The following is a 22,879-nucleotide window of genomic DNA, read 5'->3' on the forward strand; positions in this document are numbered from 1 at the left end:
TGGGGTTCAGCCCTTGCCCCAGCGACGCTTCTTGCTGTGGCGCCAAGGTTTGGCACTGGGCTGGGCGGGCATGGCGGACTCGAAGGGGGATGCGGCGGGTTCCGCGGCGGCCTCGGGCTGGGCCTCGGGCTCCTCCATGTTCCCGACCCCTTCCTCGATCTGGATCTGCACCACCTGGGCGGTGCGGTGCATGAGGGCCGCCAGGCACAGGCTGGCCTCGATGCGGGCGTGGGGCAGCGGGCCCAGCTGGATGAACACGGAGGGGTCCGCGGGGATGGCCCGGGGCAGGGCCACTTCGGGGATGGGCACGGGCGGGGTGTCGAAGGCCTCGTCGGACATCCGCAGCCAGGGCTCGACCATCTCGTTGCGCCGGGGCAGCAGGTCCACCACCGAGACGACCTTCTTGGGGCGGCCGCGCTTGCGGGGGGCGGGCTCGGCGGAGGCGGCGTCCATGTACCCCTGGAGGGCCGCGAGCACGTCCTCGCGGGTGCGCCCGCGCAGGTCGAAGAGCAGCCAGGGATCGCGGTCCAGGGCCTCGGCCATGATGTAGCACACCGCCGCCACGTGCTTGCAGGGGTTGGCCCAGTCGGGGCAGTCGCAGTGGGTCTGCAGCTCCTTGGGCACCCGCGGGTAGAGGCTTGCGCCGGATTCCCGGAAGGTCTCGTCCAGGCCCTGGGGCATCTCGCCGGCCAGGAGGGAGGCCACGAAGCGGCTCTCGGCGTAGATGCGCTCCAGGGCCTTCTCCCACTGGGAGGAGGAGAGCGCGGGCAGCCCGAGCGTCACGTTGTAGGTCTTGCGGCCGTGCACCTTGGCCTGGATCTCGCCCGGGGTCACGGTGAAGTGGCTGACGGCGCCCTCCTCGGCGTACTTCTTGCCGCGGGGGAGGCGGTTCTCGAAGTCGTCGCCCAATTGCTCCAGGGCCGTGATCCAGAGGCGGCCCCACCAGGTGGTGCCGAAACGTTCGCTCATCTGGCTCATGAGAGCACCCCCTTCCGGAGGGCGGGCTTGGGCTTGCGTTTCACCGGGGTGCGGGACTTCGCGGGGAGGACGTCGTTGACGTCATCCTCGGACGGGTCCTCTTCAGGCAGGACGGCGGCGGCGTGGCCGTTGCCGTTGGCCTCCTCCTCGCCCATGATGTCGGCGTCGGGCTCCAGGAGCACCAGCCGCCTCAGGGCGTCGTCGTCCAGCTCCGTGAGCCAGCCCTCGCCCGTGCCCACCACGCGGTCCGCGAGGTCGCGCTTGGATTCCAGCATGCCGTCGATCTTCTCCTCCAGGGTGCCCATGGTGATGAACTTGTGCACCTGAACGTTGCGCGTCTGCCCGATGCGGTAGGTGCGGTCCGTGGCCTGGTCCTCCACGGCCGGGTTCCACCAGCGGTCGAAGTGGAAGACGTGGGTGGCCGCGGTGAGGTTGAGGCCCACGCCGCCGGCCTTGAGGCTCAGGAGCATCACCTTGGCGCCGTCCTCGTCCTCCTGGAAGCTGCGCACCATCTCGTCGCGCTGCTCGCGGCTGGAGCCGCCGTGGAGGAAGGGGGGTTCGAAGCCCAGGACGTCGTTGAGGTGGATCTGCAGGCGGTCCCCCATCTCCTTGAACTGGGTGAAGACCAGGGCCTTCTCCCCGCTTTCCAGCACCTCCTCGAGCATGTCGGTGAGCCGCTCGAGCTTGCCGCTGCGGCCCTTGTAGGGGCCGGTCTGCTTGAGGAACTGGGAGGGGTGGTTGCAGATCTGCTTGAGGTGGGTGAGAAGGGCGAGGATCCGGCCCCGGCGCTCGATGCCGTTGGCGGCCTCCAGGTCCTTCTCCATCTGGTCCACGCGGGCCTGGTAGAGGGCGGCCTGTTCCCGGGTGAGCTGGGTGTAGACCTTCATCTCGTTCTTGTCGGGCAGGTCCTGGATGATGGAGCGGTCGGTCTTGAGCCGGCGCAGGATGAAGGGACCCACGCGCTGGCGCAGCTCGGTGGCGGCGTCGGCGTCGCGGTACTTCTCGATGGGCGAGGCGAACTGGTCCTTGAACCGGGACTCGCTGCCCAGGTAGCCGGGAAGCGCGAAGGCGAGGATCGACCAGAGCTCCAGGAGGCGGTTCTCGATGGGCGTGCCGGTGAGGGCCAGCTTGAAGGGCGCGCGCAGCTTGCGCACGGCCTTGGCCTGGTAGGAGCCGGCGTTCTTGATGGCCTGGGCCTCGTCGACGACGACCATGGACCAGGCCCGGGCGCCGAAGACCTCCTCCTCCCGCCGGATCACCCCGTAGGTGGTCAGGACGATGGTGTGGGGCCTGAAGACCTTGGGCAGCCGGTCCCGGTTGTTGCCGTGGTGCACAAAGAAGGGGATGGTGGGCGCGAACTTGGCGATCTCGCGCTCCCAGTTGCCCAGCAGGGAGGTGGGGCAGATGAGGAGGGTGGGGTTGCCCACGTGGGGGTCCTGCTGCTGGCGGTGCAGGAGCAGGGCGAGGACCTCGATGGTCTTGCCCAGGCCCATGTCGTCGGCGAGGATGCCGCCCAGGCCCAGCCGGGACAGGCCTTCCAGCCACGCCAGACCCCGGAGCTGGTAGGGGCGGAGCATGCCCTTGAAGCCCGCGGGCTGGGAGATGGGCTTGTCGGGCAGGACCTTCAGGTCCTCCAGGGCCGCGCCGAAGTCGCCGGCCACCTCCACCTCGATGGCCTCGGACACGCCCGGGATGTGGGCGCTGCCGGTGAGCGCGGCGGCCAGGGCCTCGCCCCGGCTCATGCTCTCGAAGCCGGCGCCGCGGCTGGCCTGGATGACCTGGGTGATCTGCTTGAGGGTCTCGGGGTCGAGCGCGACCCACTTGCCCTTCCAGGCCACCAGCGGATGCTTGAGGCTGGCCATCTGGGCGAAGTCCTGCAGGTCGAGGGTGTCGTCCCCCAGCATGAGGGACCAGTCCGCGGACACGGAACCGTCCAGCCCTTCCTGCACCGCGCCTTCGTCGCCCGCGGCCTCGATGCGCCGGGCGCCCAGCTTGACCTTGGCGCGCAGGCGCCTCGCCCCGCCGAATTCCGCGAGCTGCTCGGGGATGTGCACGAGGAAGCCGGCTTCCTTGAGCTGCGCGGCGCCCCGGGTGAGGAACTGCCAGGCCTCGGTGGGCAGCAGCGGAAGATCCTCGGGCTGCTTGCCCGAGAGGGCCCCCTGCAGGGGCGGGAAGAAGGGCATGGCGCGGGCCAGGCCGCGCAGCAGGACCTTGCGGGCCTCCAGCACCTCGGGCTCCACGGAAGGCTCCCAGAGGCGGGCCACGGGGATGAAGTCCTCCTCCTGGGTCTCCAGGCCCACCCGGAGGATCCAGCCGCCCTCGGAGAGACGGTCGGCCTCCTGGATGGCATCCACCTCGGCGGGCACTGGGGGCGCCTCCAGCTTCAGGCTGGGACGGATCCACTGGACCCGCGCGCCCTCGCTCCACTGCTCGAGCTGCTCGCCCAGGGTGCGCTCGGTGACGCCGATGGTGGGGAACTCGTTCATGGGGTGGCTGAGGGCCACCATGAGGCGCTCGTCCCAGGGCAGGCGATCGCGCTTGTGCCCCCGGAGCCGGTGGATGAGCCCGAGGCGCGGGTCCTCCCCCTGGCGCAGGGAGCCGGCCACGAAGCGCACCAGGAAGTCGGCGCCGTCCTCCAGGAAGGCCTTCAGGATGAAGGCCGCCGCGGGGGGCTGGGCCAGGTCGTCGTCCACGTCCTCGGTCTCGAGGGTGCCCAGGGCCAGGCCCTTGGTGAAGATCCACCCGTCGTCCTCGGGGAAGGCGAGCACCGACGGGGGCATGGATTTGAGGAGCTCATCGAGGGCTTGGCGGTCGGCGGGACTGGTGAGGCTGATGCCCCAGGTGGCCCGCCAGGGGTTGCCCCGGGTGTCCAGCTGGGGGAGCAGGGCGCCGCGCATGACCATGGACTGCAGGAGGCGCAGGGCGGAGGCCCAGAAGGCGAGGCTGCCGCCCACCTTCTCCGGATCGGTGGCCATGGAGGCCAGCCAGGGCAGGGCCCGCTGCCAGCGCAGGGGCACGGTGTGGGTCTCCACCAGGCTGGAATCCGGCAGGAAAAGGCGCGCCCGGGCGGGCGTCAGCCGGTCGCGGCCGTGGAGGTTGCCGGGCAGCGTCCTCAGGGTCCGCTGCCAGTCCTGGCTGCTGCCCTCCCCGGGCATGCAGAGGAGAAAACCCCGGTCCAGTGGACGATACTGGAGGATGGGCCGGGTCATTCAGTTACCCTCAATAATGGGAGAAGCATCATGAAAATCGGCTTTGCTAGCGATCATGCAGGTTATGACCTCAAGGAGCGCCTGAAGGCGTGGGCCTTGGCCCAGGGACACGAGGCGGTGGACTTTGGAACCTATGGCCATGCCTCTGTGGATTATCCGGATTTCGCGCACCGGGCTGCGGAAGGTATGGACTCGTGGGAACGCCTTGTGCTGGTCTGCGGGTCCGGCATCGGCATCAGCATTTCAGCCAATCGCCACAGGGGCCTCCGTTGCGCCCTGGTGACTTCACCCGAGCACGCCAGGCTGGCCAGGATGCACAATGACGCAAACGCCATCGCTTTCGGCCAGCGGCTGACGGATCCGCTTCAAGCTGAATACTACCTCAAAACCTTCCTGGAAACCCCCTTTGAAGGGGGCAGGCACGAATTTAGGGTGAAAAAGATCGAACCGGGAGCCTAGAACGATGAGAATGCCAGAAGAATCAAGGCCTTTGACGCTCGAGACGGGCGTCCAGCTCCATGCGGAGGGTTCCTGCCTGGTCCGCCTGGGGAACACGCACGTGCTCTGCTCGGCCAGCCTCGAGGACCGCGTGCCGGACTGGATGCGGGGCAGGGGCAAGGGCTGGATCACCTCCGAGTACGGGATGCTGCCCCGGGCCACCCACACGCGCTCGGCGCGGGAGGCGGCCAAGGGGAGGCAGCAGGGCCGGACCGTGGAGATCCAGCGCCTCATCGGCCGGAGCCTGCGCCAGGCGGTGGATCTCACGGCCCTGGGAGAGGTGCAGCTGACCCTGGACTGCGACGTGGTCAACGCCGACGGCGGGACGCGCTGCGCCTCCATCACCGGCGCCTGGGTCGCCCTGGCCCTGGCCCTCAAGGCCCGGGGCCTGGAAAAGGCGCTGATCCATCAGGTGGCGGCCGTAAGCGTTGGTATCCTGGAAGGGTGCCCCGGCCTGCGCCAGGGGCTCATCCTGGACCTGGAATACGAGGAGGACCACCGTGCCGCGGTGGATTGCAACCTGGTTGCCTCGCGCCCCACGGGCGCCGGGAGCGAACTCGCCGTGGTGGAGTTCCAGTCCACCGGGGAGGGCCGCAGCTTCAGCAGGCTCGAGGCCACGTCCCTCCTGGACCTGGGGCTGACGGGATGCGCCGCGCTCATGGAGGCCCAACGCAAGGCCGTCGCCCTGGGATGAGGCTCGGAGCGGCGTTCCTGGCGCCCGCCCTGGCCTTCGCCCAGGGGGCGTTCGAGGTCAAGGTCGTTCCGCCCGACATGGTCTTCACCTTCTCGCCGAAGGTGGAGCTCCCGGGGCGCCCGCGCGTGGCCCTGGTGCTGAGCGGGGGCGGCGCCCGGGGCGTGGCCCACATCGGCGTGGTCGAGCGCATGGAGGAAGTGGGCATGCCCGTGGACAGCATCACGGGCACCAGCGCCGGGGCCCTCATGGGCGCGCTGATGGCGGGGGGCTTCTCGGGGCGGGAGATCGAGGAGCTCTTCACCCGGGTGGACTTCAACCGGTCCTTCCTGGACCCGCTGGGGCGGACCCTGGGCCGGACCCTCCAGGAGGACGAGGCCGAGAACGGCACCCTCATGTCGTTCCGCCTGGAGGAGGGGGCGCCGTCCTTCGCCCTGGCGCTGCGGGAGGGCGTCGAGATCCGAAAGACGCTGGAAGGGCTCATGACCCGCGCGGACTACTTCTCCGGAGGGGACTACGACCGCCTCAAGCACCCCCTGCGCGTCGTGGCCACGAACCTGGAGACGGGCCGGGGGAAGGTGTTCGAGCGGGGCGACCTGGTGGAGGTCCTGCGGGCCTCCATGGCCGTGCCCGGGGCCTTCCGTCCCGTGGTGATCGACGGGCAGCCTTACGTGGACGGGGCCCTGGTGGAGAACCTGCCGGTCTTCACGGCCCGGGGGATCTTCCACCCCGACGTCGTGCTCGCGGTGGACGTGAGCATGCCCTTCCAGAAGGCCTCGGTGACGAACTTCTTCTCCCTGGCCGCGCGCAGCCTCGACCTGGTGGTCGAACGCCGGCAGTGGGAGAGCCGCGCGGCCGCGACGGTGCTCGTGCGGCCCGAGCTGAAGACCACGGACTTCCTGGAGTACGGGAGCCAGCTGCCCGCCATGATCCAGGCCGGCCGGACCGCCTTCGACGCCGGCCTGCCGGCCCTGAAGCAGGCGATGCTGGGGCTCGAGGGGGACCGGGACCGGTTGCCCGTGTCGGCGGTGGCCGTCAACACCATCCGCCCCCTGGAACCCGCCGCCTCGGCCATGCTGGCCCGGGTCCTGCCGCCCGGACTGCCCGTGCACCGCCAGGATGTGCTGGTGGCCCTGCAGCAGCTGCTGCTCCACGGCTGGGCCAGGGACGCCACGGCCCGGGTGGACGGCGAGGTCCTGCGCATCGACGTGACGCCCTTCAGCCGCATCCGCTCGATCTCGGTCCAGGGCAGCCCCCGCCTCGTGCGGGTCCTGGAACATCCGGCCCGGGCCCAGTTCACCGTCGGCGAACCCTTCAATCCCGAGGCCTTCGGCACCTTCCTCAGCGGCTTCGTGCACCACCTGGTCACCGCCGGCACGCCGCTGGTGGACGTGCGGGGTTCCGGATTCGACGAGACGAGCGGGGAGCTGCTCGTGGTGGTCCACGAGCCCGCCATCCGGGAGGTCCTGGTCCGGGGGGCGCGGGCCGACTTCGAGTCCCGGTACCTCCAGCGCCTCCTGGCCCACGCCAAGGGCGACATCGTCCACACCACGCGGCTGCGCAACGACATCGACCTGGCCGAGCGCAGGCTCCACCTGTCCGAGCTGCGCGCCCAGATCCGGCCCGCCGCGGGAACGCCCGACGCCGACCTGGAGCTGACCCCCGTCCACCACAAGGCCATGGCGATGGACCTGAGCCTGGGCTACGAAACCAGCCTGGGCGCGGCCGCGGGCCTCACCTACCGCACGGAGAACTTCGGGGGGTTCGGCGTGGAAGGGGAGCTTTCCGGCGCGCGCAACCGGCTCCAGCAGATGGCCTCCCTCGCCCTGCAGGGCCCGGTATTCCTGTCGTTCCCCGGGTTCGCAATGGAGTTCTGGGCCTCCACCTTCCGCCAGCGCCTCGAGCGGGCCCCGGACTACCCTTCCGCCGAACTGGCCCCGGGCGCCGTGGGCGCCGTGGTCGCCACCCAGGACCTGGGCGTGGGCGGCTCCGTGCGCTACGGCAACATGGGCACGGGCAAGGTGGGACTGGCCACCACCTGGCGGGAGGCGACCCGCGACTGGGCAGGGTCCCGGGTCCTGCGGCACCAGCGCACCCTGGAGCTCTCCACGGAATGGGACAATTTCGACCGGCACACCTTCCCCCGGGAGGGACTGCTGCTGCGGGGCCGCTACGGCCTGGGGGAATGCCTCCCCGACCAGCTGCCCGCGAGCACCTTCCGCTTCGGCTACATTCGCGCACGCGGCCTCACCACCTTCGGCTCCGCCCGCGCCAGCGCCAACCTGGGGCTGGACCTGGACCTGGAGTGGGGCTACGGCCGCAACCTGCCCCTGGACCGGTTCTGGAACCTGGGCGGGACGTCCTTCCTGGTGGGCTCCCAGGCCCTCGGCCTCCAGGCGCCGGGCTTCGGCGTGGCGCGGCTCGGAGTGCCCCTTCGCATGGCGGGGCCCTTCGGGCTCTCCTTCCAGGTGGTGCCCAGGGTGGACTACGCGGTGGCCTCGGGCGGCGCGCAGGACCTGTTCCGGGACCGTCGCCTCCTGGGCACCGGGGCGGTGGTGCGCACCATCTTCGCGCGGTTCTACGTCGAGCTGAGCTACGGGTTCATGCGCCAGTACCGGCCGGGGCCGGGGTGGGGGGCCTCCTCGGGCTCCTTCAACGCCCTCATCGGAACCCAGCCCTTCGACATATGGAAGCGGTGATGGACCGGACGCTGGCGTCGGCGCTGGCCCGGGAGCAGCGGGCCTTCCTGGCCCGGCAGCGGGGCGCGTGGGCGCCGCACCTGGAGCACGCCCGGGCCTTCCTGGGCCAGGGCCTGCGGGAGGCGCGGGGGCCCGCGCTCATCCTGGGCGCGGGCTCGGGGCTGGAGGTGCCCTGGTTCCTGGCGCCGCCGGGGACCGTGGGCTGGGACGCGGATCCCTGGAGCCGCGCGCTCACCTTCGTGCGGCACAGGCGCTGGGCCCCGTGGGTGTTCAAGGACCTCACGGGGGGAATGGAGGAACTGGCGGCCACCGCCCAGCGGACCGCGCGCCAGCCCTGGTCGGGGCGGGTGCGGGCCACCCGGGCCGCCTCGCGGCGCCTGGCGGGCCTGGTGGGCACCCTGGACCCCGCCGCCGGGCCCCTGCGGGCCTGGATCGCGGAACACCGCCCCGGCACGATCCTGGCCGCCAACGTGATGGGCCAGTTCGGCGTCCTGGCCCAGAGGACCGTGGAACGGGCCTTCCGCGGCGCCAGCCCGTGGACGGACGAGGAGGAGGACCCCCTCGAGGCCGCGCTGCGGACCTGGACGGCCCGGGCCGTGGGCTCCTTCCTGGCCGCCCTGGGGCGGAGCGGCGCGGATATCTGGCTGGTGCACGACCGGGGCGTGCTCTTCGGGGAGGCGCCCTTCCGGCTGGGCCCGCTCGCGGAGCCATGGACCGCGCAGCTGGAGTCGGAACTCCCCCTGGAGGCGGAGGATCCCCTGTGCGGGGTGGACGTGGCCCGGGCCTTTCCCGGAAGGCCCGCGGAGTTCCATCAGCGCTGGCTCTGGCCGGTTGCGCACGGCCAGGTCCACGTGATGGAGGCCATGCGATTCCGTCCATCCGCCGATGGTTCCGGGGCGGGTTCCTGAGTCATAATCCAGGGAAGCGAAGTCTCACACGGGGCACTATGGCTGATTTTCGACGTCTCCTCCTCGGCCGCCGACTGGCAAGCGACGAGACCCACCACAACAGGATCAGCAACCCGATCGCCCTCGCGGTGTTCTCCTCCGACGCGCTGTCCTCGGTGGCGTACGCCACGCAGGAGATCATGGCCTCCCTCTCCACCGCCATGGGCCACGGCGGCGCCGTGATCGCCGGCGCCGCGGCGGCGGCCGTGTTCGGGCTGTCGGTGCCCGTGGCCATGGGCATCACGACCCTGCTCATCATCCTGGCCTTCAGCTACCGCCAGACGATCCTCGAATATCCGGGCGGCGGCGGGGCGTACATCGTAGCCAAGGACAACCTGGGCGAGATGGCCGCGCAGACCGCGGGCGCATCCCTGCTGGTGGACTACATCCTCACGGTGGCCGTGTCCGTCTCCTCCGGCATCGCCGCCATCACGGCCGCGATTCCGGCCCTCCAGGGGTACAACGTCTCCCTGACACTCCTGGCCATCGGGTTCATCGCGACGGCCAACCTCCGGGGCGTGAAGGAGAGCGGCACGCTGTTCTCCATCCCCACCTACGGGTTCCTCCTCGCGATCCTGGGGCTGCTGGCCATCGGCACCGTGCGCTGGGTCTTCGGCCCCGCACTCGCTCCGGCGCATGTGGAGGCCGCCGCACACCAGGCGCCGCGGCTGGCCGGGCTGGCCTTCCTTTGGGTCTTCATGCGCGCCTACTCCGCGGGCTGCACCGCCCTCACCGGCGTCGAGGCCATCTCCAACGGCGTGCCGGTGTTCCGGGACCCGCCCGGCCAGAACGCCGCCAAGACCATGATCTGGATGGTCTTCCTGCTGGGAACGATGTTCATGGGCATCACGCTCCTCAGCCACCACTACGGCGTGGTCTACCGCCACAGCGCGGACCCCACGCTCGTGCAGGAGACGCTGCTCTCCAACCTCTCGCGGCAGGTGCTGGGCACCGGCGGGGTCCTGGTGTCGCTGCCTGCGAAGATCTACTACTACGTCGTCCAGGGCTTCACCTTCGCCATCCTCGTGGTGGCGGCCAACACCGCCTACGCCGACTTCCCGCGCCTGGCCGCGCTCCAGGCCAAGGACGGCTTCCTGCCCAACCAGTTCACCAGCATGGGCGACAGGCTCGTGTTCTCCAACGGCATCCTCATCCTCTCGGTGCTGGCGGGGGGGCTGGTGGTGCTGTTCCACGCCAACACCGACGTGCTCCTGCCGCTGTACGCCCTGGGGGTCTTCCTGGGTTTCACCATCAGCCAGACCGGCATGGTGGTGCACTGGTACCGCAAGCGCGGCCGCCACTGGCAGTCCAAGATCGCGGTGAACGGCGTGGGCGCCTGCGCCGCGGGCATCGTGATGCTCGACATCGCGGTCACCAAGTTCACGGGCGGCGCCTGGATCGTCACCGTCCTTGTGCCGCTGCTGGTCATGACCTTCTTCAACATCCACCGCCACTACATCCGGGTGAAGTCGACCCTGGCCGCGAGCCGCACCGACGCCTTCCTGCCCTCCAAGCACCACGCCATCGTGCTGGTGTCCGGGCTGCACGCGGGGACGGTGCAGGCGCTCTCCTACGCCCGCCTCATCTCCGGCGACCGCGTGGAGGCCCTCACCGTGGACCTGGGCTCCGACGGGTTCCACGAGAGCCCCGCCATCCAGAAGCTGCGCGCGGACTGGGCGTACTACGGCATGGGTGTGCCTCTGCGCAGCGTGCCCAGCCCCTACCGCAAGGTGGTGGAGCCGATCCTGGAGGAGGTCAAGCGCTTCAAGCTCGCCGAACCCGAGGTGTGCCTGACCATGATCCTGCCGGAGTACGTCACGTCCAAGTGGTGGCAGCGGCTCCTTCACAACCAGATGGCCTTCCGGATCAAGGCCTCGCTGATGCTGATCCCCGGGGTGATCGTGACGTCGGTTCGGATGCACCTGCCTGAGTAGCGGCTACCGCATCCTCGCGTAGGGCATCTGGAGGATCTCCCGGCCCGAGAGCAGCTCGGCCAGGGTGCGGTGGTCAGGGGTCAGCACCATGCACAGGAAGGACAGCGGGAAGGCGCCGGCCGAGACGAGGTGCAGGAGGGAGAAGGCCATTCGGCGTTCCGGCTGGTCCGTGTCCACCGCCAGGCGCAGGACGCCCATCATGGGGGACTGGCCCACCAGGACCAGGGGAACCATGAGGAAGGCCCATGAGATGGTGGTGTGCAGGGGCAGGAGGTAGGCCCAGAACTCCGCATAGACGCGCGAGGGCCCGGCGCCCGAGGCCAGGCACGCCACCAGGGCCAGGAAGGCGTTGAGAGCCGCCAGGGCCGCGAACTCCCCGGCCTCCATCTTCACCACGGGCCAGAAGGAGTCCAGGAGGTCCAGGTCCTGGGCGGGCGAGGCGGGGAGCTCCGGCATGGGCGGGGCCGCGTCGGGGAGGGCCTCCATGGGCTCGAGGATGGTGAGGGGTTCCACCCTGCCCAGGGCAGGCGCGGAAATGCTCTGGCGCTCCTCCCCGGGCTGGGACGCCACGCCGGAAAGGGCGCTGGCCTGGAAAAGGAGGGGGCGGGGCAGGGGCCGGCGCTGCACGGCCAGCCCGCACACCGGGCACTCCTGGGCCAAGGGCGTGATTCGCGTGTGGCAGCTGGGGCACTGGGGGCGGGTCACGGCGTCAGCCCAGGAGGGGGATCCACGCGGCCCGGGTGGCCTTCCCCATGGACTGGATCTCGTCCAGGAGGCGGAGCCTGGCGGGCCAGGTCCGGTCCTGGGGGAACATCGCCCGCCCCTGCTTGAGGAGCTCCCGGGCCTCCGTGAAATGCTCCCCGGCTGCCTGCACCTGGACCAGGGCGAGGTAGATCATGCGGGCCCGGGCCTTGAGGTCGGGGTCGTCCGGGTTCCTCCGGAGCTGGTCGCCCACGGCGTTGCGGGCCGATTCCAGGTCGCCGTCCTTGATGCTGCGCTCCAGGTCCTTCTCCGATCCCACCGGCGGGACCGAAGCCAGGCGCCCGCGGGCGCGCCCCAGGAGCTGCGCGGCGGTCGGATCGCCCGGGTCCAGCCGCAGCAGCTCCTGGGCCCGGTAGAAGGCTGTGAGGGGGTCGTCGCCGAGGGCGCGCATGCACTCGCTCCGGATCTCATCCGGGGTCTCCCCGAGGTGGACGACCTGGGAGCGGCGGGCGATGGGCGCCATGGCGCTGGCCTTGGCGGCGGCGACGGCCTGGGCGAGGGCGGCGTTGCGCTGGAAATGGCGGTAGCCCAGGAGGGCCAGGGCGAGCAGGACGGCGCCGCCGCCGGCCAGGGCCAGCCGCGAGGGGCTGTCCAGCCACCTGGGCAGGGGGTGGTCGCCCAGGAACGCGGGCAGTTTCAGGCCGCTGCGCTGGGGAGCCTTGACCGTCAGGGACCTGGGGGGGTCCACGGGGGCAGGGGAGGCCGGGGGGGCGGGCTCCGGAGCCGCGGGGGTCTCCTCCCGGGCGCTGAGGACGGCCCGGGCCTGCTGGTAGCCCTGGAGGACGCGCGCATCCCGCGAACCGGCCTCCATGAGGCGCTGGAAGGCGAAGGCGGCCTCCTCGTGCTTCTGGTTGCGCAGCAGGTTCTCCGCGGCGAGGATGCGGGGTTCCAGGTTCTCGGGGACGGCGGCGGCCTTGGGAGGCGGCTCCGGCCTGGCCGGGGCGCTGGCCGGGGAGGCCTGCTCCAGGTCGCGGCGGGCCATCTCCAGGTAGCCGATGGCGTCGCGGTGCGCGGGTTCGAGGGCCAGGGCCTGCCGCCACTTCTCCATGGCCTCGTCCGCCATTCCCATGTCGTAGATCTGGACGCCATCGCGCACCAGCTGGTCCGCGCGGGACGTCTCCCCGTCCTCGGCCCGGGCCTCCCGGGAGGCCGCGGGGGCCGGGGAGGGACGGGCTCCCCCGGCCACGGGCGCGAGGCCCAGGTCCCTGCGGGCGTCGTTGGCATAGGCCAGGGCGAGGGTGTTGTGGGGGTCCGAGGCGAGGATGCGCTCCCACTTCTTCAGGGCATCCTCAACCTGGCCCATATCGTAGAGGGTGCATCCGTCGCGAAGAAGCTTGTCGGTCTCGTCCTCGGGAGGGGGGGGAGGAGGGGGGGCCTCCGGGGCGGCGGCGGGCGCGGCCTCGGTCTCCAGCTTGCGCCGGGCCCCGTCCAGGTAGCCCTTGGCCAGGGCGTTGTCCGGGTCCTGGCGGAGGGCCAGTTCCCAGGTGGTGACGGCCTTGGCGACGAGCCCGGCGTCGTAGAGGGCGCACCCGGCATCCAGCAGGCTGTTCACCTCGGGACTGGGGGGCGTGAGGGTCTGGCGGTTGGGCTCGGGCTCGGGGGCGGCCCGGAGGCCGTCCTGGGTGGCCCGCGCGTCGAAGTGGGCCTTGACCTTGTAGAGCCCGGCCCTGGCTTCCTCGCTGGCGGGGTCCCGCTTCAGGATGGCCTGCCAGATCTGGCCGGCCTTCACGATGTCGCCGGCATCGAACAGAGCCTTGGCCTGATGGAGGTAAGGTTCGAAGGGCGTGGCCACGGTCAGTCCATTCCGATGATGTTGGTGTCCCGGATGAGCAGCATGAAGGTGCTCCTTCCGCAGGAGAACTCCTGGCGGTCGGCAAGCTTGGTGGGGCCTGCGATGGGCGCGCTGCCCACGAAGGTGCCGTTGGTGGAATCCAGGTCGCTGAGCCAGACGGTGCCGTCCGGGTGGATCTCGATGCGCGCGTGGCGCCTGGAGATCTCGGGATCGTTGATCACCACGTCCCCCTCCTCCCTGCCGATGATGGTCAGGGGGGATTCCAGCACCCGCACGGTGGAGGCGAAGGGGCCGGTAAGGAAGGCCAGGGTGAACCGGAGTCCGGAAGGCATGCCGTCGTTCCGGAGGCTCGTGAGGTCGAGCATGGCGTCGCGGCCCCTGCGCCGGCTGGTCTCGGTGGCCTTCGGGGGGGGCTCGGGCTGGGCCGGCGGCAGGGGCCGGGGCGTGGGCTGGGCCGGCGGGGGCTCGGGGACCCGGGCCGGATTCATGACCTCGAACGTCTCGCCGCACTTCGGACACCGGAAGCGCTTGGACGGCGCCCCCAGGAAGCGCTCTTCCCCGTACTGGAACCGGGATGCACAGGATGGACAGATGACGATCATGAATTCCCCAGGTATGCCAAGGCCAATTCTACTTCCTTCTTGTGGCAAAAAAGCTGAACTCATCCTTGATGGGGATCCCGGGGGGCAGTTTGAAGCCCGTGACGCCGGCTGGAAGGGGCTGGTTCGTGGTCAGGGGCCCCAGCTCCAGGAGCCAGGAATCCCCCCCCCGCTCCACCCAGTTCAGCTGGCGGGGCAGGTAGGTGTCCTTGTCGACCCATATGAGCAGCACCTGCATCCGCTTCTTGACCGAGTAGCTCCGGGGCTCGAGGGTGAGCAGGATGGAGCCCGCCACGCCCTTGCCGTCCCCGACGGAGATCTTGAAGTAGTCCGAAAGGTAGGAGAGCCTCTGCCCCAGTCCCAGGAACTTGCGGTTGGCGTTCTTGATGATCCCGATCTTCAGCTGTTCGGCGGCGCCTTCGGCCGGGCTGTACGAGATCAGGGCCTTGGGCGTCAGGTGCAGGACCAGGTCCTCGGGCGGGGAGAAGCTGAAGTGGACGAAGTCCGATTCCTGGAGGTAGAGGGTGCCCCGGGTGACGGTGGGGGTCTTGAGCATGGCCCTGCGGATCGTGAGGCTGAAGGGGGCCTGGAGCGTGGCGACCTTGGCCTGGGCGGCGTCGAACCGGGACACCACCTCCTGGACCGTGGGCTGGGCCGCGAGGGGGATCAGGGTCAGCGCTGCGAAGGCGGCCTTCCGGAGGAACCCGCCCATCAGTTCACCATGAGGCTCAGGCCCTTGAGGGGCTTGTCCTGGCCGGCCTGGAAGCCCACCGCGAGGAACATCCTGGCGGTGCGCAGCTGCAGGGTCGCGCCCAGGCGGGTCACGCTGGCGTCGCCGATCTTCCGGCGTTCGCCGCCCACCAGGAAGATCACGGACTGGCTCACCTGGTACCGCAGGGAGGCGGAGCTGGACTGCTGCTTGACGGGGAAGGGCATGCGCATGGCCCCGTTGATGTCGCTCTCGAGGGTGAGCTGGGTGTTGGTGCCGAGGTCCAGCTGGAGGGCGCCGCGATACTGGGGGTTCATGGTGACGTCCCAGAGACGCTTGCCGTTGAGCTGGTCGGCGGTGACCCCCACGCGCAGGCCCTGGGCCAGCTCGGTGGTGAAGCCCGCGTCCATGGCGACCATGAGGGTCTTGCGGTCGGTGGTGCCGTAGCCCAGCGCGAGGTCGTCCGCGGCGTAGCGGAAGGGGAAGGCGCCGCCCGGGGCGAAGGTGTAGACGCCCGGGGGGAGCTGGTTCAGGAAGGGCTGCGTCAGGCCCAGGGACCACTGCTCGATGCGCAGGTTGAACCCGGCGGCGGTGCCCGAGGCCAGGGCCCCGCCGCCGAAGTGGACCCGGTTCACGATGGCCCGGCGGCCGTCCACGTAGGAGGCGTTGTTCTGCAGGGCGGACCCGCTGGACAGGTGGGCGGGGTCCAGGTCGGGGTGGGCCGTGACCGTGTGGAACTCCTCGCGGGTGAATCCGAAATTGGTGGCGTCCCGGGTCCCCGTGAGCCCGTAGGCCCGGGTGCGCTGGGCCCAGGGGGCGTCCTTGAGCTTGCCCAGGGCGCCGGTCACGACGGCGGCGTCGCCGGAGGTGGTGTCCTGGAACAGGGTCCGGTTGTCCTGGGCCCGCTGGTCGCCGTCCACGTAGGCGAGGTACCAGCCCGCGGGGGCGCGGTCGAAGCGGGCCGGGTTCCCCAGCGGGTTGATGCCCTCGGAGAAGACCTTGGAGCCGCCGAAGGCCGGCGCGTCGTTGAAGAGGGGTGTCTGGGCCGCGAGGGGCAGGACGGTGGCGGTGACGGCCAGCGCCGTCCGGGCGAGAATTCGGGGGGTTGTCATGGAATCATCCTCCGCTCAATTTTCAGGGTCCGCAACAAGGAGAGGCGACGCCTGGCTCGCGACATGCAGGGCCGTGGCGGTGCCCCGCAGGATCCCCTCGGCGGTGAACCGGGCCAGTTCGGGATCGTTGTTCTGCTCGCTGAGGTGGGCCAGGACCACGGTGCGCAGCCGTCCGGACAGCACCCGGCCCAGGAGCTCGCCCATGGCCTCGTTGCTGAGATGCCCGACCCGGCTCAGGATCCGGGCCTTGAGGGCCGGGGGATAGCCGCCCTCCCGCAGCATCTGCACGTCGTGGTTGGCCTCCAGCACCAGGAGGTCGAGACTCCTGCAGTGGTCCTCCACCAGGGCCGTGGGGTGGCCCAGGTCCGTGACCACGGCGGCGCAGAGGCCCCCGGCCTCGATGCGGTAGGCCACGGAGTCGGCGGCGTCGTGGGGGGTGGTGAAGGGCAGGATGGTCAGGCCGTTCCAGTCCGAGGCCTCGCCCGCCCGGAGCGGGATCCAGCGGGAGCGGGGGATCTCGATGCCCTGGATGGCCTGGACGCGCGCGAGGGTGTCGGGGGTGGCGAGGATGTCCCAGTCCGTTTTCCGCAGCAGGACGGGGATGGCCGCGATGTGGTCCGAGTGCTCGTGGCTGATGGCGACCCCGCGCACCTGCGCCGGGTCCAAGCCGACCTCCGCCAGGCGCAGCCGGATCTGCTTGAGGGAGATCCCCGCGTCCACCAGGAGCGTCGCCTGGCCCTGCGAAAAGGCGTGGCAGTTCCCCTTGGATCCCGAGGCGAGCGAGGCGTAGCGCATGCCCCAGGATAACCTGCGCCGGGGGTTGCTGGGTTTTCCCTCCTTGGTGCTACACTTCTCTTCATCAAATGACGAATCCCGCACCCGATACCCCAATCCAGTCGCGCCTCGCAGAAGCCTACCGGGACCTCCCCGAGGCGATGCGTCGGATCGCGGACGTCCTCATGTCCGACCACCTCCTCGGGGCCCTCTGGGGCATCGAGTCCATGGCCCAGCGCGCCAACGTGAGCGTGGGCACCGTTGTCCGCTTCGCCAAGCGCCTGGACTACAAGGGCTTCAGCGAATTCCGGGACGCCCTCAGGGCGGCCTGCCACGAGCGGAGCGGGGATGCGGAGATCGAGCTGCTGGAGGCCCCCACCGACATCTACGGGGCCCTGGCCGAAGTGGCCCGGCGGGATGGTGAGAACCTCAACCGTCTCATCCAGATGGTCGACCACACCACGCTGGAGACGGCCGTGGCGATGATCACCCAGGCCCGGCACCGCGTGATCCTGGGCCGGGGCGTCTCCCACGTCATGAGCCTGATCATGGCCTTCTACCTCACCCAGGCCGGCCTGCCCTGCATCGCCGCCATTCCCTCGGACTTCTCGAACCAGGTGGCCAACCTGGACGAACGGGATCTCATGATGGTCCTCAGCTTCGCGCCCTACAGCCGGGAGACCGTGGACTCCGCCATCTTCGCCAAGGCCTCGGGCGTGCCCGTCCTGGCCTTCTCCGACCGCGCCGATTCCCCCCTGGCCCCCTACGCCGACATCCTGATCCCGGTGCCCAGCGAGGACCTCCTGTTCAGCTGCAGCGTCACCACCTTCTCGGCCCTTGCCCACGCCTTCGCCATCGTGGCCGCCAGCCAGGACCAGTCCGGCACCCTGCACCGCCTGAAGGCCGCGGACAAGGTGGCCCAGCCGCTGTTCGTGGACCACTGGCTGCCGATGCGGCCGGGCGGGCTCAGGGTCGAGCGCAAAGGCTAGTGGATCGGCCCCTGCCGGTCGCGGAGGGACAGGCCTGGCCTGCCTGACAGGGCTGCCTGCACTTCGCTGAGCATGGACAGGGCGATGAGTTCGGGGGATTCCGCACCGATGTCCAGGCCTGCGGGGTAGTGGAGGAGGGCCCGGGCCGGCGCAGGCAGGGGGCCGTTCTCCTCCTGAAGTTCCCGGATGAGCCTCTCGCTGCGCTTTCGGTTGCCCTGGAGGCCCAGGTAGCCCAGGGGGGCCTTCAGGAGCGCGGCCAGCGCGGCCTTGTCGGCCTCGTACACATGGCTCACCACGAGGGCCGCGGTGCGGGCGTCGAAGGGGATGCCTTCCAGGGACTCCGGCGGGTGTCCCACGGCGATGCGGTCGGCTTCGGGGAAGCGGGCCGCGGTGGCCAGGCCCGGGCGGTGGTCAGCCAGGCCCAGGAACCAGCCCAGTTCCTTCGCAAGGCGGAACAGCGGCATGGCGTGCTCCCCGGCGCCGAAGACCCACAGGGCCACGGGGGGGGCGATGGGTTCCAGGAGGAGGTCCACCTCGCCGCCTTCCAGCCGGACGGTGCGGGCCTCGGCGCCGGCGGGCCGGAGCAGGGCCGCCTCCAGGGCGGGGGGGACCGGCTGGAGGGCAAGGCCGTCCTCGAAGACGAACCGGTCCCCGGGCGCGGCGGGGACCTCGCCCCGGGCCCCGAAGACCGTGGCCACAAGGCCGGACTTCCGGTTTCGGAACAACCGCTCGCAGTGCTCCAGCCAGGGCGGCACGGCCCCGGGCTCCACCCGCTCCAGGAGCACGTCGGCCCGGCCCGCGCAGCCCATGCCGGTGCCCCAGATCAGGTCGATCTCGCTGCCCAGGTCGAAAGTGACGAGCAGGGGGCGGCGGCCTTCCAGCACCGCCGCCACCCGCTCCTTCACGTCGGTCTCCATGCAGCCGGCGCTGATGCCGCCTTCCTGGAGGCCCCCGGGGCGGAAGACCATCCGGGCCCCGGGCTTTCGGTACGAGCTGCCCTTGGTGCGCACCAGGGTGGCCAGGGCGGAGGGCTCCGGAAGGGTTCGCAGCGCGGCGGCGATCTCCCCGAACCCCCGCATGGCTAGAACCGCTCCCAGAGCTTCACGGCCAGTTCCCGGCTGCGCGCGGCCAGGGCCGCCTCGTCCAGGCCGTTGGTCAGGACCTTGCCCTCCATGAGGATCCGGCCCGCGCAGATGGTGGTGTCCACCGTCGCCTGGGAGATGCCGAAGATCAGGTGGCCCAGGACCGTGTTTCCGTCCAGGGGCGTGGGGGCGTGGTAGTCCACCAGGATGACGTCCGCGGCGGCCCCCTCCTCCAGGGTGCCCAGGGGGAAGCCCCACAGCTGCGTCGCCAGTTCGGGGTTGCGGGTGAAGAGCGTGCCGGCGACCTCCATGAAGGCGCAGGTGGGGTTGTCCTGGCGCAGGTGCTGGGCCCACATGGCCACGCGGATCTCCTCCAGCATGTTGACGGTCATGGCGTCCGTGCCCAGGCCCACGCGCACGCCCCGGCGCACCAGGCCCAGGACGTCGGCGATGCCGACGGCGTTGTTGAGGTTGGACTGGGGGTTGTGGGCCACGAAGGTGTCCGTGGCGGCCAGGAGCTCCTGGTCGGCCTCGTTGGCGTGGACGCAGTGGGCGGCGATGCTGCCCCTGCCGAGAAGGCCGTGGGCGGCAAGGCGCGCCACGGAGGTCTGGCCGTGGTGCTCGAGGTTGAACTTCACGTCCGAGGCGGCCTCGGCCACATGAACGTGGAAGCCCACGCCCACCTCGCGGCCCAGCGCGGCGGCGCGGTCCAGGGTGGCGTCGGAGAGGGTGAAGGCGGCGTGGAGCCCGAAGAGGGCGCGCAGGTGGGGATCCTTCTCGGCGGCGCAGCGCCTGGCGAAGGCCGCGTTCTCCTCGAGGCCCGCGTCGGTGACGGCCTGGCCGTCCCGGTCGGAAACCTCGTAGCAGAGGCAGGCGCGAACGCCGCTTCGGCGCACCGCCCCGGCGATGCGGTCCAGGGAGCCGGTCGCCGCGAAGGGGCTGGCGTGGTGGTCCACCAGGGTGGTGGTGCCCTTGCGCACGGCGTCGGCGAGCACCACCTCGGCGCTGACGTCCACGTCGTCGAGGCTGAGCTTTCGGTCCAGGCGCCACCAGAGGTTGTCCAGCACCTCCTGGAAGTTGGCGCTGGGGGCGGCCTTGCCCAGGCCGCGCACGAGGGTGGAGTAGAAGTGCATGTGGGCGTTCACCAGGCCGGGCATGACGACCTTGCCGGTGGCGTCCAGGGTGCGGTCGAAGGGGCCGGTGATGTCTTCCTTGGGGGCGATGCGGGCGATGCGCCCGTCTTCGAGGAGCACCGCCTGGCCTTCCAGGACCCGGCAGGGGCTCCCGAAGGTGATGACGGTTCCGCCGTGGATGAGGATTCGCATGGGGATCTTTCCAGGTACGCAGGTCAAGGGAAAGGCCGGTGACGGGTGGTGATCATATCACCCGTCACCGGCCATATCAGGAGAAGCCTAGGACCGGGCCACTTCCTGGTTGAACTTCTCGATGAGCTTGTCGAAGGCCGCGGCCTCCTCCGTGAAGAGCTGGCGCCAGTACTCGGGATCCCACTGCGCGCAGATCTCCTCGTAGGTCTTGCCCTGCTGCTCGACCCAGGTGTAGTACTTCAGGTTGTGGATGGCCTTCTTCTCGGGGTAGGTGAGCTCCTTGAAGTGGTCCACGCCCTGGCGCTCGAGGCTGCCGATCATCGTGGTGGCGGCGTCGACGGCCGTGAAGGCGCCGTGCTCCGTGGTCTGCTCCTCCAGGCGGGAGCGGTACATCTCCACGCTGTCCGTGAAGATCGTGAAGATCACGTCGTTCTCGTCCAGCTCCCAGTACTTGGCGGCCTTGATCGCGGCCAGCATGTTGCAGACGCCGCTGATGCCCAGGAGACCCAGCTTCTTGATGACGTCCTGGCTGATGCCCAGGCCGGCCAGGTGCTTCTGGCCCTCGGGCTCGTTGAAGAGCCGGAGGATGCGCATGCAGTCCTCGTCGTCGATGGCCGCGACGGCGTCCGTGTTGCGGACGTTGTGGACCCAGGGCACGTGCTTGTCGCCGATGCCCTCGATGCGGTGGTCGCCGAAGCCGTTCATGAGCAGCGTGGGGCACTGCCAGGCTTCCGTGGCGATGACCTTGGCGCCGGGGTGGAGGGACTTGAGGTAGTCGCCCGCCGCGATGGTGCCGGCGCTGCCGGTGGCGCTGGCGTAGCCGGCCAGGCGGGTGCTGGGGGTCTTGATGGCGTTGAAGATGTCTTCCATGGCCGGGCCCGTGACGTTGTAGTGCCACACGGGATTGCCGAATTCCTCGAACTGGTTGAAGATCACGTGCTTGGGATCGTTCTTCAGCTCCCAGCACTTGTCGTAGATCTCCTTGACGTTGCTCTCGCAGCCGGGGGTCGCGATGACTTCGGAGCCGATCTCGGCCAGCCAGGTGAAGCGCTCCTGGCTCATGTTCTCGGGCAGGATGGCGATGGCGGTGCAGCCCAGCACGGCGGAGTCGAAGGCGCCGCCGCGGCAGTAGTTGCCCGTGGAGGGCCACACGGCCTTGTGCTTGTCGGGGTCGAACTCGCCGCTCACGAGCCGGGGCACGAGGCAGGCGAAGGCCGCGCCGACCTTGTGGGCGCCGGTGGGGAAGTACTTGCCGACCAGGCCGATGATGCGGGCCTTGACGCCGGTGATCTCCCGGGGGATCTCCAGGTGGTTGGGGCCGCCGAAGAGCCCGGTCTCATGGTCGTTCTTCCAGGTGATGCGGAAGAGGTTGGCGGGATCCACGTCCCACAGGCCCACATTCTTGAGGCGGGCCTTGACGGACTCGGGGGCGGTCTCGGGGTGGCGCATCTGGGCGAAGGTCGGGATGATGATGCCCCGGTCCTTGCAGCGCTTGGCTGTGCGCTTGACGACTTCTTCGTTGTAGGTCTTGACGATTCTTGACATGGGATTTTCCTCTGGGGCCTACAGGTGGAGGGCCTGGGCCCGGTTGACGATCTGCTCGAGCTTGGCTCCGGGATCCTTCAGGCGCGTGAGGAACATGAGGGCGCTGATGATGAAGGGCTTGTAGGCGGCTTCCTGGTAGGTGGGGATGCGGTACTGCTCGAAGACCTCGGCGGAGACTTCGCCGGCCTTGCAGCTCACGTCGGTGATGTCGGCAGGCAGGCAGTGCATGTAGAGGGCCTTCTTGTCCGCGGTGCGGTCCATCATCTTGCGCGTGCACTCCCAGCTGGTGTACTTGGCGTTGTTGGCCAGGCACTCCTTCTCGAGCTCGCGCAGGCCTTCCTTGTCGGAGACCTTGAGCATCTCGGTGCGGCGCTCCATGACGTGGTAGGGGGCCCAGCTCTTGGGGTAGACGATGTCGGCGCCGTCGAAGGCCTCTTCCATGCTGTTGGTGACGGTGAACTTGCCGCCGGACTTCGCGGCCTGCCTGCCGGAGAGGTCGACCACGTCGGAAATGAGGCCGTAGCCCTCGGGGTGGGCCAGGCGCACGTCCATGCCGAAGCGGGACATGAGGCCGATGATGCCCTGGGGCACGGACAGGGGCTTGCCGTAGCTGGGGGAGTAGGCCCAGGTCATGGCGATCTTCTTGCCCTTGAGGGCTTCGAGGCTGCCGAAGTGCTGGCGCAGCCAGGCCAGGTCGGCCAGGGACTGGGTGGGGTGGTCGATGTCGCACTGGAGGTTGACGATGCTGGGGCGGCGGTGGAGCACGCCGCGCTCGGTGCCGTCCGTGAGGGCGTCGCCCACCTCCTTCATGTAGGTGTGGCCCTCGCCCAGGAACATGTCGTCGCGGATGCCGATGACTTCCGTCAGGAAGCTGATCATGTTGGCGGTCTCGCGCACGGTCTCGCCGTGGGCGACCTGGCTCTTCTGCTCGTCCAGGTCCGACAGGCCCAGGCCCATGGCGTTGGCGGCGCTGGCGAAGCTGAAGCGGGTGCGGGTGGAGTTGTCGCGGAAGATGGAGATGGCCAGGCCCGTGTCGAAGGCCTTGTAGGAGTGGCCGGCCTTGTGCAGCTGCTTGAGGGTGTCGGCCAGGGTGACGATGGCCCGGATCTCCTCCTCGGGATGCTCCCAGGTGAGGAGGAAGTCCTTGTGGAACAGATCCGTCTTCAGGCCCTGGAAGGCGCGCAGGTTCTCGGTGATGGTGGGGGTCGTGGTCATGGGGATCCTCCTTGAGGGA

At 70.1% G+C, this 22,879-nt stretch carries 18 protein-coding genes; 6 read left to right on the forward strand and 12 right to left on the reverse strand.

What is annotated here, in order from left to right:
- Window positions 1-6 precede the first annotated feature (6 nt).
- Together ACZ5MC_RS00860 and ACZ5MC_RS00865 are read right to left on the reverse strand one after the other, a co-directional pair.
- Window positions 7-978 carry an SWIM zinc finger family protein gene (locus ACZ5MC_RS00860; protein ID WP_306598368.1) on the reverse strand — a complete coding sequence of 324 codons (972 nt, stop codon included), beginning with the start codon at window positions 976-978 and terminating at the stop codon, window positions 7-9.
- A complete protein-coding gene (locus ACZ5MC_RS00865; protein ID WP_306598369.1) occupies window positions 975-4,187 on the reverse strand; it encodes a DEAD/DEAH box helicase in 3,213 nt (1,070 codons plus the stop codon). The genes ACZ5MC_RS00860 and ACZ5MC_RS00865 overlap by 4 nt, the downstream gene beginning before the upstream one ends.
- A gap of 30 nt (window positions 4,188-4,217) precedes the next feature.
- On the opposite strand from ACZ5MC_RS00865, the gene ACZ5MC_RS00870 reads away from it, so the two are divergent.
- The 5 genes from ACZ5MC_RS00870 to ACZ5MC_RS00890 are packed head-to-tail and all read left to right on the forward strand — an operon-like array spanning window position 4,218 to window position 10,956.
- Complete coding sequence (locus ACZ5MC_RS00870; protein ID WP_306598370.1) at window positions 4,218-4,646, forward strand: RpiB/LacA/LacB family sugar-phosphate isomerase; 429 nt, start codon at window positions 4,218-4,220, stop codon at window positions 4,644-4,646.
- A 4-nt stretch (window positions 4,647-4,650) separates the two neighbouring features.
- Window positions 4,651-5,379, forward strand: coding sequence for a ribonuclease PH (gene rph, locus ACZ5MC_RS00875; RefSeq protein WP_373432530.1), 729 nt, complete (start codon window positions 4,651-4,653; stop codon window positions 5,377-5,379).
- On the forward strand, window positions 5,376-8,075 hold the full coding sequence (locus ACZ5MC_RS00880; RefSeq protein WP_306598371.1) for a patatin-like phospholipase family protein: 2,700 nt from the start codon (window positions 5,376-5,378) through the stop codon (window positions 8,073-8,075). The genes rph and ACZ5MC_RS00880 overlap by 4 nt, the downstream gene beginning before the upstream one ends.
- Window positions 8,075-8,983, forward strand: a complete 909-nt coding sequence (locus ACZ5MC_RS00885; protein ID WP_464516846.1) for a hypothetical protein — start codon at window positions 8,075-8,077, stop codon at window positions 8,981-8,983. Before ACZ5MC_RS00880 ends, ACZ5MC_RS00885 begins: the two co-directional genes overlap by 1 nt.
- Window positions 8,984-9,021: 38 nt before the next feature.
- A complete protein-coding gene (locus ACZ5MC_RS00890) occupies window positions 9,022-10,956 on the forward strand; it encodes an APC family permease (RefSeq protein WP_306598373.1) in 1,935 nt (644 codons plus the stop codon).
- Window positions 10,957-10,959: 3 nt separating this feature from the next.
- On the opposite strand, the gene ACZ5MC_RS00895 is transcribed toward ACZ5MC_RS00890, so the two are convergent.
- From ACZ5MC_RS00895 to ACZ5MC_RS00920, 6 genes are read right to left on the reverse strand one after another with little or no spacing between them, the layout of a single operon-like run.
- Window positions 10,960-11,661, reverse strand: coding sequence for a hypothetical protein (locus ACZ5MC_RS00895; protein WP_464516847.1), 702 nt, complete (start codon window positions 11,659-11,661; stop codon window positions 10,960-10,962).
- Between the two features lie 4 nt (window positions 11,662-11,665).
- On the reverse strand, window positions 11,666-13,510 hold the full coding sequence (locus ACZ5MC_RS00900; RefSeq protein ID WP_306598375.1) for a tetratricopeptide repeat protein: 1,845 nt from the start codon (window positions 13,508-13,510) through the stop codon (window positions 11,666-11,668).
- A 2-nt stretch (window positions 13,511-13,512) separates the two neighbouring features.
- On the reverse strand, window positions 13,513-14,112 hold the full coding sequence (locus tag ACZ5MC_RS00905) for an FHA domain-containing protein (RefSeq protein ID WP_306598376.1): 600 nt from the start codon (window positions 14,110-14,112) through the stop codon (window positions 13,513-13,515).
- Between the two features lie 28 nt (window positions 14,113-14,140).
- The gene (locus ACZ5MC_RS00910; protein WP_306598377.1) at window positions 14,141-14,821 is read right to left on the reverse strand and encodes a LolA family protein; all 681 of its coding nucleotides are present in this window, start codon (window positions 14,819-14,821) and stop codon (window positions 14,141-14,143) included.
- The gene (locus ACZ5MC_RS00915) at window positions 14,821-15,930 is read right to left on the reverse strand and encodes a hypothetical protein (protein ID WP_306598378.1); all 1,110 of its coding nucleotides are present in this window, start codon (window positions 15,928-15,930) and stop codon (window positions 14,821-14,823) included. Before ACZ5MC_RS00915 ends, ACZ5MC_RS00910 begins: the two co-directional genes overlap by 1 nt.
- Window positions 15,931-15,945: 15 nt before the next feature.
- Window positions 15,946-16,725, reverse strand: coding sequence for an MBL fold metallo-hydrolase (locus ACZ5MC_RS00920; RefSeq protein WP_464516848.1), 780 nt, complete (start codon window positions 16,723-16,725; stop codon window positions 15,946-15,948).
- 68 nt (window positions 16,726-16,793) lie between these two features.
- On the opposite strand from ACZ5MC_RS00920, the gene ACZ5MC_RS00925 reads away from it, so the two are divergent.
- Window positions 16,794-17,693, forward strand: coding sequence for a MurR/RpiR family transcriptional regulator (locus tag ACZ5MC_RS00925; protein WP_306598380.1), 900 nt, complete (start codon window positions 16,794-16,796; stop codon window positions 17,691-17,693).
- On the opposite strand, the gene ACZ5MC_RS00930 is transcribed toward ACZ5MC_RS00925, so the two are convergent.
- From ACZ5MC_RS00930 to ygeW, 4 genes are all read right to left on the reverse strand, one after another.
- The gene (locus tag ACZ5MC_RS00930) at window positions 17,690-18,772 is read right to left on the reverse strand and encodes an XdhC family protein (protein ID WP_464516849.1); all 1,083 of its coding nucleotides are present in this window, start codon (window positions 18,770-18,772) and stop codon (window positions 17,690-17,692) included. The genes ACZ5MC_RS00925 and ACZ5MC_RS00930 overlap by 4 nt on opposite strands.
- 2 nt (window positions 18,773-18,774) lie before the next feature.
- The gene (ssnA, locus tag ACZ5MC_RS00935; protein ID WP_464516850.1) at window positions 18,775-20,100 is read right to left on the reverse strand and encodes a putative aminohydrolase SsnA; all 1,326 of its coding nucleotides are present in this window, start codon (window positions 20,098-20,100) and stop codon (window positions 18,775-18,777) included.
- 87 nt (window positions 20,101-20,187) lie between these two features.
- Window positions 20,188-21,645, reverse strand: coding sequence for a pyridoxal-phosphate dependent enzyme (locus tag ACZ5MC_RS00940; RefSeq protein WP_306598383.1), 1,458 nt, complete (start codon window positions 21,643-21,645; stop codon window positions 20,188-20,190).
- An 18-nt stretch (window positions 21,646-21,663) separates the two neighbouring features.
- Entirely contained in the window at window positions 21,664-22,860 is a 1,197-nt protein-coding gene (gene ygeW / locus ACZ5MC_RS00945) for a knotted carbamoyltransferase YgeW (RefSeq protein ID WP_464516851.1), read from the reverse strand.
- Window positions 22,861-22,879 lie beyond the last annotated feature (19 nt).

It is taken from the genome of Mesoterricola sp. JemC181 (assembly GCF_055384585.1).